This is a genomic window from Micromonospora rosaria (assembly GCF_001567585.1).
In the GTDB taxonomy this organism is placed as follows: Bacteria; Actinomycetota; Actinomycetes; order Mycobacteriales; family Micromonosporaceae; genus Micromonospora; species Micromonospora rosaria.
Genome location: NZ_LRQV01000021.1, coordinates 53,078 through 66,377, shown reverse-complemented (window position 1 = coordinate 66,377; position 13,300 = coordinate 53,078). Strand labels below are relative to the sequence as shown.

Sequence of the window (13,300 nt, the reverse complement as noted above, 5' to 3'; positions counted from 1 at the left end):
GCGCCCGCCTGCCCCCCGTCCGGCGTGGCGCGGTGCCGGCGTCAGTTCCAGCGGAAGAAGACCGTGGCCACGACCGTGCCGACGGCCGCCGTGACCACCAGGCCGACCAGGTTCGAGGCGTCGACGGACGCCCCGACCCAGGCGGCGGAGAGCGCCTCGACCGTCGCGCCGAACGGCAGCCACGAGCCGACCTGCGCCACCGGGTCCGGCAGGGCGGTGGTGCCGCCGAACATCCCACCGACGGCGCCGAGCGCGAAGAAGCCGATCAGTCCGATCGCGACGGCGGAGTTCGGGGTGGGCGCCACCGAGGCGACGACCATGCCCAGTCCGTACATCGCGGCGACCGCGAGCGCGCCCACGCCGAGCGCCACGCCCACGTCGACCGGGGGCTTCGCCCCGAAGGCGAGGACGGCGACGGCGAAGGCCACGCCGATGCCGAGGACCGCCTGCAGCAGGCTCACCGCCATCTGCGCCACGAGCACCATCGCCGGTGAGGCCGGGGTGACCGCCAGCCGGCGCAACACCCCGGTCCGGCGGTAGTACGCCAGGAAGCTCGGCATGTTGATGATGCCGATCGAGGCGAGGACGATCGTGAAGACCAGCGGCAGCACGAAGACGTCCAGCGCCGAGCGTCCGTTGCCGACCGCCTGGTCGCCGGCCGCCGAGGCGTTCATGATCATGATCAGAAGCGGCAGGCCGATCGGGACGACCAGGCCGGCCGTGTCCCGGACGACCATCTTCGCCTCGCACCGCGCCAGGGTCAGCCAGGCGGCGGGGCCGGGCCGCCGTGCGGTCACCTCGGTCATGCCACGTCCTCCCTGACGAGGTCCTTGCCGGTGAGGGCGACGAACGCCTCCTCCAGGGTCGCGGTGCCGGCGTGGGCGACCAGCCCGGCCGGGGTGTCCAGGGCGACGATCCGCCCGGCGTCGATGAGGGCGACCCGGTCGCAGAGGTGTTCCACCTCGTCCATCGCGTGGCTGACCAGCAGCACCGTCTCGTCGCGGAGCGCCTCGACGCCCGCCCAGATGCGCCGTCGGGCGCGCGGGTCGAGCCCGGTGGTGAGTTCGTCGAGGATCACCACGCGCGGGCGGCCGACCAGGGCCAGGGCGATGGAGAGCCGCTGCTGCTGACCGCCGGACAGCTTCTCGAAGCGGGTCCGGGCCTGCTTGCCCAGGTCCACCAGGTCGAGCAGGTCGGCGGCGGGCCGGGGGTGGGGATAGAAGCTGCGGTACAGGTCGACGAGTTCGGCGACGGTCAGGGCGGCGTGCAGGTGGGCGTGCTGCAACTGCACGCCGAGCACCTGGCGCAGGGCCGCGCGGTCCCGACGCGGGTCGAGCCCGAGCACCCGGACCCGCCCCCGGTCCGGGGCGCGCAGGCCGGCGATCAGCTCGACCGTCGTCGTCTTCCCGGCGCCGTTGGCGCCGAGGATGCCCAGCACCTCGCCGGGTTCCACCCGGAGGCTGACATCGTCGACCGCGACGACCTCGCCGTACCGTTTGTGCAGGTTCTCGGCCTGGATAGCGGGCTGACTCATGCCGTCGATGCTGCGGCACGCACCCGTCCCGGCGCCTGTGCCACAGGTCAGGACCGCGAGGCATGACTTTCGGCACCCCTGGCCCCGGTGCCCCGCTCGCTAGATTGGACCGGTGCGACGAATCGGGCTCGACGAGTGGTCGGGCCTCGCCATGCTCGTCGTCTGCCTGGGCACCGCGTCACCGGTCATCCTGGGCCTGGTCGACCCGGACGTGCCGACCCCGGTCTGGGTCGGGCTGTTCCTGACGACCCTGGTGGCGGTGTTCGTCACCGCCGTGGACACGATCTCCGCTACCCTCCGGCGGGTGGCCTACGGCACCGCCGTGGTCGCCGGCTGGGGCGTCGTGGTGACCGCCCCACAGGCCGGCCTGCTGCCGGTGCTCCTGGTCGTGGTCGCCTCGATCGGGCCGGAGGTCATCCGGCTGCCGACCAACGTCGTGGTCATCGCGCTGAACACCATCGTCATCGCGCTGGCCCTCGGCCGGGTCAACGGCGGCGGGTTCGAGCTCGTCATGGTCACGACCTTCTACGCGCTGATCCAGCTCTCGACGGTGTTCAGCCTGGCCGCCATCCGGCGGGAGAAGCACCTGCGTCGCCAGCTCACCCAGACCCACGTCGACCTGCAGGCGGCTACCGTGCTGCTGGCCGGGTCGGCACGCACGGCGGAACGCCTGCGCATCTCCCGGGAGCTGCACGACCTCATCGGCCACCAGCTCACCGTCCTCACCCTGGAGCTGGAGGCCGCCCGGCACCGGCCGGGCGACGCGGCGCGCGAGCACGTCGAGCGGGCCAACCGGGTCGCCCGCGACGTGCTCGCGGACGTGCGGACCACGGTCGGCGCGCTGCGCGTCGGTCCGGCCACCGACCTCGCCGAGGCGTTGCGCGCGATCGGCCGGGACGTCCCGGGGTTGGACGTCTCGGTGGAGGTGAGCGAGGAGGTCGAGGCGGACGAGGAACAGACCGCCGCGCTGGTGCGGACGGTGCAGGAGATCGTCACCAACACGCTACGGCACGCCGGGGCCCGCGAGCTGTGGGTCGCCGTCACGCGCGACGGCGACGCGATCCGGCTGACCGCGGCCGACGACGGGCAGGGCGCCGCCGAGGTGGTGCCCGGCAACGGGCTGCGGGGGATCGCGGAACGGCTGGCGGCCCTCGGCGGGGAGGTCGCGTACGACGGCCGGGCGGGTTTCCGGGTACGTGCCCGGGTGCCGGTCCGATGACCCGGGTGGTGGTGGTCGACGACCAGACGCTGGTCCGGCAAGGCATCCGCAGCCTGCTCGCCATGGCGGGCATCACCGTCGTGGGGGAGGCCGACGACGGCGCCGCGGCGCTGGACGTGATCGTCGAGGTCCGGCCCGACGTGGTCCTGCTCGACCTGCGCATGCCGCACCGCGACGGCATCTGGACCTTGCGGCAGCTCCGCGACCGCGCCGTGGACGTGCCGGTGCTCGTCCTCACCACCTTCGACGACGACGCCCTCGTCCTCGACGCGCTGCGCGCCGGGGCCCGGGGCTACCTGCTCAAGGACGTCACGCTGGAGCAGTTGACCCGGGCGGTCGAGACCCTGGCGGCGGGTGGGACGCTGATCGCCGCCTCGGTCACCGACCGGCTGGTGCGCGCCATCCGTTCCGCGCCGTGGCCGGTCGGTGTCGACAGCCCGCCGCCGCAGGAGCTGACCGAGCGTGAACTGGAGGTGCTGCGCCTGGTCGCCGGGGGGTACACCAACCGGGAGATCGCCGGGCTCCTGTTCCTCGCCGAGGGCACGGTCAAGAACCACGTGTCGACGATCCTGCTGAAGCTCGGGGCCCGGGACCGTACCAACGCGGTGCTGCGGGCCCTGCACGAGGGCATCCTGCGCTGAGGCCGACCGGTCGCCACGGGGCTTCGCTATTGACTCCGGCCTATGTTCCGTCATAGGTTTCTAACACTCTCGAAATGTGAGCGCTAACATTCATGGACGTGCAGGTGATGAGCCTGCACCGCCGTGCCCATGTGCGCGCTCGTCACGCTCCGGAACCCTGCCCGTCCGCCAAGGAGGTACCGTGTCGCCTGGATCCCTCAGCCGACGGCGTCTGCTGCAGGCCGCCGGTGTCACCGCCGTCGCCGCAGCCGCCGGTCCGATCGTCGGCGCGGCGTCGGCGAGCGCCGCGCTGCCACCCGCCCGACCCGACCTCGGCGTCGGGGCCTACCCGTTCGATCTCGGCCAGGTCCGGCTCACCGCCAGCCGGTGGCTGGACAACCAGACCCGTACCGTCGCCTACCTGCGGTTCGTCAGCGTCGACCGGCTGCTCTACAACTTCCGCGCCAACCACCGGCTCTCCACCAACGGCGCGGCGGCCAACGGTGGCTGGGACGCGCCGACGTTCCCGTTCCGTACCCACATGCAGGGCCACTTCCTGACCGCCTGGGCCCAGGCGTGGGCGGTGCTCGGCGACACCACCTGCCGGGACAAGGCCAACCAGATGGTGGCCGAGCTGGCCAGATGCCAGGCCAACAACGCCGCCGCCGGCTTCAACGCGGGCTACCTCTCCGGGTTCCCGGAGTCCGACTTCACCGCCGTCGAGCAGCGCACCCTGACCAACGGCAACGTGCCGTACTACTGCATCGACAAGACCCTCGCCGGGCTGCTCGACGTGTGGCGGCACATCGGCAACAACCAGGCCCGCGACGTCCTGCTCGCGCTCGCCGGCTGGGTCGACTGGCGCACCGGCCGGCTGACCACCGCCCAGATGCAGGCCATGCTGGCCACCGAGTTCGGCGGCATGAACGCGGTGCTGACCGACATCTACCAGCAGACCGGGGACGCCCGCTGGCTCAGGACCGCCCAACGGTTCGACCACGCCGCCGTGTTCGACCCGCTCGCCGCCAACCAGGACCGGCTCGCCGGACTGCACGCCAACACCCAGGTGCCCAAGTGGATCGGCGCGGCCCGGGAGTTCAAGGCCACCGGCACCACCCGGTACCGGGACATCGCCAGCAACGCCTGGGCCATGACCGTCAACGCCCACACGTACGTCATCGGCGGCAACAGTCAGGGCGAGCACTTCCGGGCCCCCCACGCCATCGCCGGGTACCTGTCGAACGACGCCTGCGAGGCCTGCAACACGTACAACATGCTCAAGCTCACCCGCGAGCTGTGGCTGCTGGAGCCCGGCCGGACCGCCTACGTCGACTACTACGAGCGGGCGCTGCTCAACCACCTCGTCGGCCAGCAGAACCCGGCCGACAACCACGGTCACGTCACCTACTTCACGCCGCTGAACCCGGGCGGTCGCCGGGGGGTGGGCCCGGCCTGGGGCGGCGGCACCTGGAGCACCGACTACAACTCCTTCTGGTGCTGCCAGGGCACCGGCATCGAGACCAACACCAAGCTGATGGACTCCATCTACTTCCACAACGGCAGCACCCTGACGGTGAACCTGTTCCTGCCCTCGGTGCTCACCTGGTCCCAACGCGGCATCACCGTCACGCAGACCACCAGCTACCCGGCCAGCGACCTGACCACCCTCACCGTCACCGGCGCGGTCGGCGGGAGCTGGACGATGCGGATCCGGATCCCGGCCTGGACGAGTGGCGCCACCGTCAGCGTCAACGGCACCACCCAGAACGTCGCCACCACACCGGGCAGCTACGCCAGCCTCACCCGCTCCTGGACCTCCGGGGACGTCGTCACCGTCCGGCTGCCGATGCGGGTCGTCACGCAGGCCGCCAACGACAACCCCGCGGTCGTGGCGGTCACCTACGGCCCGGTGGTCCTGTCCGGCAACTACGGCAACACCACGCTGAGCGGACTGCCCACCCTGGACCCCGCGTCGGTCACCCGGACCAGCGCCACCACGCTCGCCTTCACCGCCGTCGCCAACGGCGCCACCGTCAACCTCGGTCCCTTCTACGACGCCCACGGCCACAACTACACGGTGTACTGGCGCAGCGGTCCCGGTGGCGGCGACGGTGCCGACTTCCGCCTGGTGAACGTGGCCAGCGGGCTCGTCCTCGGCGTCCAGGACATGTCCACCGCCGACGGCGGGCTCGCGCTGCAGTGGAACGACACCGGTACCGCCGACCACCGGTGGGAGCTCGTGGTCGACGGCAGCGCCGTGCGGCTGCGCAACCGGCACAGCGGCAAGGTGCTCGGGGTCGAGAACATGTCCACCGCGGACAACGCGCGGGTGCTGCAGTGGTCCGACACCGGCACCGCCGACCACCGTTGGACGGTCGTCGACGTCGGCGACGGCTCCCACAAGCTGCGCAACGTCCACAGCGGCAAGCTGCTGGCCATCGCCGGTGGCTCCACCGCCGCCGGTGCCCTGGCCGTGCAGGACCCGGACAACGGCAGCCCGGACAACCAGTGGCGGTTCGTGCCCCACGGCGCCCGCCGGATCCAGAACCTGGCCAGCGGGCTGGTGCTCGGCGTGCGGGAGATGTCCACCGCCGACGGCGGGCCGGTCATCCAGTGGGGCGACACCGGCACCGCCGACCACCTCTGGACGGCGGTCGTGGACACCGGCGGCTACCTGCGGCTGCGCAACTCCCACAGCGGCAAGGTGCTCGGCGTCGAGGGCGGTGCCAACGCCAACGGCGCCCGGGTGGTGCAGTGGTCCGACACCGGCGCCACCGACCACCGGTGGCGGCTGCGTCACGGTGCCAACGGGTACTTCCGCATCCAGTGCGCCAACGGCGGCCGGGTCCTCGGCGTCACCGGCGCCTCCACCGCCAGTGGCGCCCAGATCGTGCTCTGGGACGACAACGGCACCACCGACCACCTCTGGCGTTTCGTCTAGGGCGGGAGCGGGTCAGGGGCGGCGGTGGTCGCTGGAGCGGCGCACGACGAGTTCGGGCTGGAAGACCACGTGCCGGTGCCGGTGCTCCGCGCCGGCGGTGCTCTCCTCCAGCAGCAGTTGGGCCGCCGTACGGCCCAGCAACTCCCGGGGCTGGCGCACCGACGACAGCGGGACCGCCGCCGCCCCGGCGAACTCGATGTCGTCGTACCCGACGATCGCCATGTCGTCGGGCACCCGGACCCCGCGTTCGGTCAACTGTTGGAGCACGCCGAGGGCGATCAGGTCGTTGGCGCAGAAGACCGCGCTGGGCTGCTGTCGGGCGGGCAGGGCCAACAGGTCCTCGGCGGCCCGCCGCCCGGCGGCCACCGTCAGGGTGTTCGTGGTGGCGACCCGCAGCGGCGTGTCCGGGTGCCGCTCGGCCAGCGCCGCCGCCGCGCCGGCGTGCCGGTCGGCCACCTGGGGAATGGTGAGCGGGCCGCCGAGGTAGGCGATCCGCCGGTGCCCCCGGTCGAGGAGGTGCTCCACGGCGAGCCGGCCGCCCAGCACGTCGTCGACGGCCACCGAGCAACGGCTGGCCCGGCCGGATCCCCGGTCGACGAGGACCACCGGGATGCCGCGTTCGTGGAGCCGTTCGAGCCCGGGATGCCGTCCGTGACCGACCGGCGTGATGAGCACCCCGCGGACCCGCTGCTCCTCCAGCAGGTCCAGGTGGCGGCGTTCCCGCGCGCCGTCCTCGCCGCTGTTGCAGACGACGAGCATGGCGCCGGCCTCCTCGACCACCTGCTCGGCGCCGCGGACCACGTCGGTGAAGAAGGGGTTGGCCACGTCGAGCACGACGATGGCGATGGTGCGGCTCTGGCCGGCGCGCAGTTGCCGGGCGGAGTCGTTGCGGACGTAGCCGAGTGCGGCGATGGCGTCGAGCACCCGTTGGCGGGTCGCCGGCGACACGGTGTTCGGCCGGTTGAGCACGTTGCTGACGGTGCCGAGGGAGACGCCCGCGTGTCGGGCCACCTCCTTGATGCTGGTCGCTGCCATGGCTCCTCGCCGGTGGGTCCTGACGTCCCGACGGCGGGGGCCTCGGTGGGGGAGGGGCCGGGGGCGGGACGGTCGGAAGCAGTGTATCGCCCGTAAAACGTTTCAGCCGCCCGGCGTCGGGCGCTGCGCGGGTCCGGCCCCAGCGTTCCTGGGGCGCGGGCGTGAAACGTTCCAGCGGGTGGGCGCGGCGACCTGACCCGACCCCCCGCCGGTACCATCCTCGTGCGTCGCGCGGTCCCGGCATCCGGTCAATCCGGGGCACACCTCATCTGGTCGGGCGCGACTCGCCAAAGACTCTTGGTTGGTTCCCACAACGCGGGCGGTGGATTGTGCGCTGTCTGCGACATGGCGCTACCCGTCGGTAGTAAGGGAGGCTGTCTACTGCCGGGGGTCGCAGAGTCGCGGCGCGTACAACGTTGGTCTATGGGAGGGTACGGTCGGGTGTTCAGTCGTGTCGCCATCGTCAACCGTGGTGAGGCCGCGATGCGGCTCATTCACGCCGTCCGGGAGCTGGCCGCGGAGACCGGCACCCGGATCGAGACCGTCGCCCTGCACACCGACGTCGACCGCGCGGCCACCTTCGTCCGCGAGGCGGACCTGTCGTACGACCTCGGCCCCGCCGCCGCGCGTCCGTACCTCGACCTGAAGGCGCTGGAACGCGCCCTGGTGGAGACCCGGGCCGACGCCGCGTGGGTCGGCTGGGGCTTCGTCGCGGAGGACCCGGCGTTCGCGGAGCTGTGCGAGCGGGTCGGGGTCACCTTCGTCGGCCCGAGCCCGGAGGCCATGCGCAAGCTCGGCGACAAGATCGGCGCGAAGCTGATCGCCGAGGAGGTCGGCGTGCCGGTCGCGCCCTGGAGCCGGGGCGCGGTCGACACCCTGGACGCCGCGCTGGCGGCGGCGACCGAGATCGGCTACCCGTTGATGCTCAAGGCGACCGCGGGCGGTGGCGGGCGCGGCATCCGCGTGATCACCAACGCGGCCGAGCTGGCGGACGCCTACGAGCGCACCATCCAGGAGGCCGCGCGCGCCTTCGGTAGCGGCGTCGTGTTCCTGGAGCGGCTGGTCACCGGGGCCCGGCACGTCGAGGTCCAGGTGATCGCCGACGGCCAGGGCACCGCGTGGGCGCTCGGGGTCCGGGACTGCTCGGTGCAGCGGCGCAACCAGAAGATCATCGAGGAGTCGTCGTCGCCGGTGCTCGGCCCGGAGCAGGTCGCCGAGCTCAAGGCGTCGGCCGAGCGCCTGGCCGTCGCGGTCGGGTACCGGGGAGCGGCGACCGTCGAGTTCCTCTACCACCCCGGCGACCGGCTGTTCGCCTTCCTCGAGGTGAACACCCGCCTGCAGGTCGAGCATCCGATCACCGAGCTGACCACCGGGTTCGACCTGGTCAAGGCGCAACTGCACGTGGCCTCCGGCGGGCGCCTGGACGGCCGGCCGCCGGTGGAGCGCGGACACGCCGTGGAGGCCCGGCTCAACGCCGAGGACCCCGACCGTGACTTCGCGCCCTCCCCGGGCCGGATCGCCCGGCTGGACCTGCCCGCCGGGCCGGGCATCCGGGTGGACACCGGCGTCAGCGAGGGCGACACCATCCCCGGCGACTTCGACTCCATGATCGCGAAGATCATCGCCTACGGCCGGGACCGGCACGAGGCGCTCGGGCGGCTCCGGCGGGCGATGGCGGAGACCACGGTGATCATCGACGGGGGTGCGACGAACAAGAGCTTCGTGCTCGACCTGCTCGACCAGCCCGAGGTGATCGACGCCAGCGCGGACACCGGCTGGATCGACCGGGTCCGGGGCGAGGGCCGGCTGGTCTCGCACCGGCACTCGGCCGTCGCGCTGGCCGCCGCCGCCATCGAGGCGTACGAGGAGGAGGAGCGCGTCGAGCGGCAGCGGCTGCTCTCCACGGCGTTCGGCGGCCGTCCGCAGGTGCAGCACTCCAGCGGCCGGCCGCTGGACCTCAAGCTGCGGGGGATCGGCTACCGGGTGCGTGTCGCCCGGATCGGCGCACACCGGTTCCGGGTCGGCATCGAGGTCGGCGGCGACGTCCGTACCGCCGACGTCGAGCTGGACCGCTTCGACCGGCACACCGGGCAGATCGTCGTCAACGGCACCCGGTACCGCCTGCTCACCGGGACGCACGGCCCGGTCCACCTGGTCGAGGTGGACGGCGTGACGCACCGGGTCAGCCGGGACGAGGGCGGCGTGATCCGCTCCTCCATGCCCGCGCTGGTCGTCGCCACGCCGCTGGAGGTCGGCGCCGAGGTCGAGGCGGGCGCGCCGGTGCTGGTGCTGGAGAGCATGAAGATGGAGACGGTGCTGCGGGCGCCGTTCAAGGCACGGCTCAAGGAATGCGTCGTGTCGGTGGGCAGCCAGGTGGAGACCGGCGCGCCGCTGCTGCGGCTGGAGCCGCTCGCCGACGACGCCGCCGAGGACACCTCGGCCACCGAGGCCGTGGAGCTGGACCTGCCCGTCGCGCCGGGGGACGCCCCCGTGCGGTCCCGTACCCGGCGTGGCCAGGAGGACCTGCGCAGCCTGCTGCTGGGCTTCGACGTCGACCCGCACGACGACCGGCGGGTGCTCGACGACTACCTCGTCGCCCGGCAGGTCGCCACCGCGCAGGGTTACCGGCCGCTGGCCGGGGAGATCGACCTCATCGACATGTTCGCCGATCTCGCCGAGCTGAGCCGGAACCGGCCCACGGGCGAGGACGGCGGTGACGGCAGCCACGTGCACAGCGCCCGCGAGTACTTCCACACCTACCTGCAGAGCCTCGACGTGGAGCGGGCCGGCCTGCCGGAGACGTTCCAGGCCAAGCTCGCCACGGCGCTCGGGCACTACGGCGTCACCGAGCTGGACCGCAGCCCCGACCTGGAAGCCGCGGTGTTCCGGATCTTCCTCGCCCTGCAGCGCGCGTCCGCCGACGCCGCCGTCGTCGCGACGTTGCTGCGCGCGTGGCTGCGGGAGGCGCCGCCGGACGAGACGCTGCGGGAGCCCGCCGGCCTGGCGCTGGAGCGGCTGGTGGCCGCGACGCAGGTCCGGTTCCCGGTGGTCTCCGACCTCGCCCGTGGCGTGGTGTTCGCCTGGTTCGGCCAGCCGCTGCTGCGCCGTAACCGGGCCCGCGTCTACGCCGGCGTCCGCCGGCACCTGCGGCACCTGGACGCGCACCCGGACGCCCCGGACCGCGCCGAGCGGATCGCCGAGATGGTCCGCAGCACCGAGCCGCTGGTCCGGCTGCTCGGCCAGCGGCTGGGCCGCGCCGACCTCGACAACGTGGTCATGCTGGAGGTGCTGACCCGGCGGTACTACGGCAACAAGGGGCTCACCGCCGTGCGGACCCGCGAGGTCTCCGGCTGCACGTTCGTGGTCGCCGAGCGGGCGGACTCCTCCGTGGTCTCCTGCGCGGTGGGCTTCGACGCGCTGGGCAGCGCGCTGCGTGGCCTCGCGGAGCTGGCCGACGGCGAGGCCGCCATCGACGCGGACATCTACCTCGCCTGGGAGAACCAGCCGGCGGACTCCGAGGCGATGGCCACCGCGCTGCACGAGGTCGTCAGCGCGCACCCGCTGCCGCACCCGGTCCGCCGGCTCACCCTCGCCGTCGCGGGCCGCAGCGGCGCGGTGATGCACCACCACTTCACGTTCCGCCCGTCCACCACCGGGATGACCGAGGAGCGGCTGATCCGTGGCCTGCACCCGTACATCGCACAGCGGATGCAGTTGGAGCGGCTGAGCAAGTTCGACCTCACCCGGCTGCCGTCGGCGGACGAGGAGGTCTACCTGTTCCAGTGCGTGGCGCGGGAGAACCCGTCGGACGACCGGCTCGTCGCCTTCGCGCAGGTCCGTGACCTGACCGCGCTGCGCGAGCACGACGGCCGGCTGGTCGCCCTCCCGACCGCCGAGGACACCCTCGCCACCTGCCTCGACTCGATCCGCCGGGCGCAGGCGCGGCGACCGTCGAAAAAGCGGTTCACCACCAACCGGATCGTGCTCTACGTCTGGCCGCCGAGCGACCTCACCCGGGCCGAGCTGGAGACGATCGCCGCCCGGGTGCTGCCGACGACGGCGGGCGCCGGGCTGGAGGAGATCCTGTTCATCGCGCGGCAGCGCGACCCGGAGACCGGCGAGCTCACCAAGATCGCCGTACGGATCTCGATCGACGCGGCCGGTGGCACCGAGCTGACCGTCGGGGAGCCGTCGGACGAGCCGATCGAGCCGCTGGACGACTACCGGCAGAAGGTGCTGCGGGCGAGCAGCCGCAACACCGTCTACCCGTACGAGCTGACCACCGCGCTCGGCGACTTCGTCGAGCACGACCTCGACGACACCCACACGCTGGTACCGGTCGACCGGCCGAAGGGCCGCAACCGGGCGGCGATCGTGGCCGGCGTGCTCAGCACGCCGACCCGGCGTCACCCGGAGGGCGTCACCCGGGTCGTCCTGCTCGGCGACCCGACGAAGTCGCTCGGCGCGCTCTCCGAGCCGGAGTGCCGTCGGGTGGTCGCCGCCCTGGACCTGGCCGAGCGGATGCGGGTGCCGCTGGAGTGGTGGGCGCTGTCCGCCGGCGCCCGGATCTCCATGGAGTCGGGTACGGAGAACATGGACTGGGTGGCCGCGGCGCTCAAGCGGATCGTCGAGTTCACTCAGGCCGGCGGCGAGATCAACATCGTGGTCGCGGGCATCACCGTCGGGGCGCAGCCGTACTGGAACGCCGAGGCGACGATGCTCATGCACACCCGGGGCATCCTGGTGATGACGCCGGACTCGGCGATGGTGCTCACCGGCAAGCAGTCGCTCGACTTCTCCGGTGGCGTCTCCGCCGAGGACAACTTCGGCATCGGCGGCTACGACCGGGTGATGGGCCCGAACGGCCAGGCGCAGTACTGGGCGCCGAACCTTGCCGCCGCCCGGGACGTGCTGATGTCCTACTACGACCACACCTACGTCGTACCCGGCGAGGAGTCCCCGCGACGGGTGCCGACCACCGACCCCGTCGACCGGGACGTCTCCGACTTCCCGCACGTCGTGGCGGGCAGCGACTTCACCACCGTCGGCGAGATCTTCTCCGCCACGGCCAACCCGGACCGCAAGAAGCCGTTCGACATCCGGACGGTGATGCGGGCGCTGTCCGACCAGGACCACCCGGTCCTGGAACGCTGGGCGGGGATGGCCGACGCGGAGACCGTCTCCGTGCAGGACGTGCACCTCGGCGGCACGCCGGTGTGCCTGATCGGCATCGAGTCCCGGGCGGTGCCCCGGCGGGGCTTCCCGCCCACCGACGGCCCGGACACCTACACCGCGGGCACCCTCTTCCCGCAGTCGTCGAAGAAGGCCGCGCGGGCGATCAACGCGGCCAGCGGCAACCGGCCGCTGGTGGTGCTGGCGAACCTGTCCGGCTTCGACGGCTCGCCCGAGTCGATGCGCAAGCTGCAACTGGAGTACGGCGCCGAGATCGGCCGCGCGATCGTGAACTTCCGTGGGCCCATCGTGTTCTGCGTGATCTCGCGGTACCACGGCGGCGCGTTCGTGGTGTTCTCCAAGGCGCTGAACCCGAACATGACCGTGCTGGCGCTGGAGGGCTCGTTCGCCTCGGTGCTCGGTGGCGCCCCCGCCGCCGCGGTGGTGTTCTCCGGTGACGTCAACGCCCGGACCGCGGCCGACCCGCGGGTACGGGATCTGGAGGCCCGGGTGGCGGCGGCCACCGGCGCCGACCGCGCCGCGCTGACCGCGGAGCTCGACGAGCTGCGCCTGTCGGTGCGCGCGGAGAAGCTCGGCGAGGTGGCCACGGAGTTCGACCGGGTGCACAACATCCACCGCGCGGTGGAGGTGGGCTCCGTCGACGCCGTCATCCGCGCCGCGGAACTGCGGCCCCGGATCATCGAGGCCATCGGGTCCCGCCGGGGCTGACGGCGGTCGCTGCGGATCGGCGGTCGCCGGAGGGGACGGGTTCCCCTCCG

7 protein-coding genes are annotated in these 13,300 nt (G+C 72.8%); 4 read left to right on the top strand and 3 right to left on the bottom strand.

The annotated features are described in order from the left end of the window. Positions 1 to 41: 41 nt before the first annotated feature. Positions 42 to 806: an ABC transporter permease gene (locus AWW66_RS09000; RefSeq protein WP_067362588.1), complete on the bottom strand. Its 765-nt coding sequence runs from the start codon at positions 804 to 806 to the stop codon at positions 42 to 44. Continuing rightward, the gene (locus AWW66_RS08995; RefSeq protein WP_067362585.1) at positions 803 to 1,534 is read right to left on the bottom strand and encodes an ABC transporter ATP-binding protein; all 732 of its coding nucleotides are present in this window, start codon (positions 1,532 to 1,534) and stop codon (positions 803 to 805) included. The genes AWW66_RS09000 and AWW66_RS08995 overlap by 4 nt, the downstream gene beginning before the upstream one ends. A gap of 112 nt (positions 1,535 to 1,646) precedes the next feature. Here AWW66_RS08995 and AWW66_RS08990 point away from each other — a divergent pair, with 112 nt between their 5' ends. The 3 genes from AWW66_RS08990 (at position 1,647) to AWW66_RS08980 (ending at position 6,314) form a co-directional block, all read left to right on the top strand. Continuing rightward, complete coding sequence (locus tag AWW66_RS08990; protein ID WP_211271880.1) at positions 1,647 to 2,753, top strand: sensor histidine kinase; 1,107 nt, start codon at positions 1,647 to 1,649, stop codon at positions 2,751 to 2,753. Beyond that, entirely contained in the window at positions 2,750 to 3,394 is a 645-nt protein-coding gene (locus tag AWW66_RS08985) for a response regulator (RefSeq protein ID WP_067362580.1), read from the top strand. Before AWW66_RS08990 ends, AWW66_RS08985 begins: the two co-directional genes overlap by 4 nt. Positions 3,395 to 3,575: 181 nt before the next feature. Then, the gene (locus tag AWW66_RS08980) at positions 3,576 to 6,314 is read left to right on the top strand and encodes a beta-L-arabinofuranosidase domain-containing protein (protein WP_067362577.1); all 2,739 of its coding nucleotides are present in this window, start codon (positions 3,576 to 3,578) and stop codon (positions 6,312 to 6,314) included. 12 nt (positions 6,315 to 6,326) lie between these two features. On the opposite strand, the gene AWW66_RS08975 is transcribed toward AWW66_RS08980, so the two are convergent. Then, the gene (locus tag AWW66_RS08975; RefSeq protein WP_067362574.1) at positions 6,327 to 7,349 is read right to left on the bottom strand and encodes a LacI family DNA-binding transcriptional regulator; all 1,023 of its coding nucleotides are present in this window, start codon (positions 7,347 to 7,349) and stop codon (positions 6,327 to 6,329) included. A 483-nt stretch (positions 7,350 to 7,832) separates the two neighbouring features. Here AWW66_RS08975 and AWW66_RS08970 point away from each other — a divergent pair, with 483 nt between their 5' ends. Further along, a complete protein-coding gene (locus tag AWW66_RS08970) occupies positions 7,833 to 13,250 on the top strand; it encodes an ATP-binding protein (RefSeq protein ID WP_245648056.1) in 5,418 nt (1,805 codons plus the stop codon). Positions 13,251 to 13,300: the final 50 nt, after the last annotated feature.

Coding starts and splice junctions, on each gene's coding strand:
- AWW66_RS08970 (WP_245648056.1), top strand. CDS start 7,833: ATGCGGCTCATTCACGCCGTCCGGGAGCTGGCCGCGGAGACCGGCACC.
- AWW66_RS08995 (WP_067362585.1), bottom strand. CDS start 1,534: ATGAGTCAGCCCGCTATCCAGGCCGAGAACCTGCACAAACGGTACGGC.
- AWW66_RS08985 (WP_067362580.1), top strand. CDS start 2,750: ATGACCCGGGTGGTGGTGGTCGACGACCAGACGCTGGTCCGGCAAGGC.
- AWW66_RS09000 (WP_067362588.1), bottom strand. CDS start 806: ATGACCGAGGTGACCGCACGGCGGCCCGGCCCCGCCGCCTGGCTGACC.
- AWW66_RS08975 (WP_067362574.1), bottom strand. CDS start 7,349: ATGGCAGCGACCAGCATCAAGGAGGTGGCCCGACACGCGGGCGTCTCC.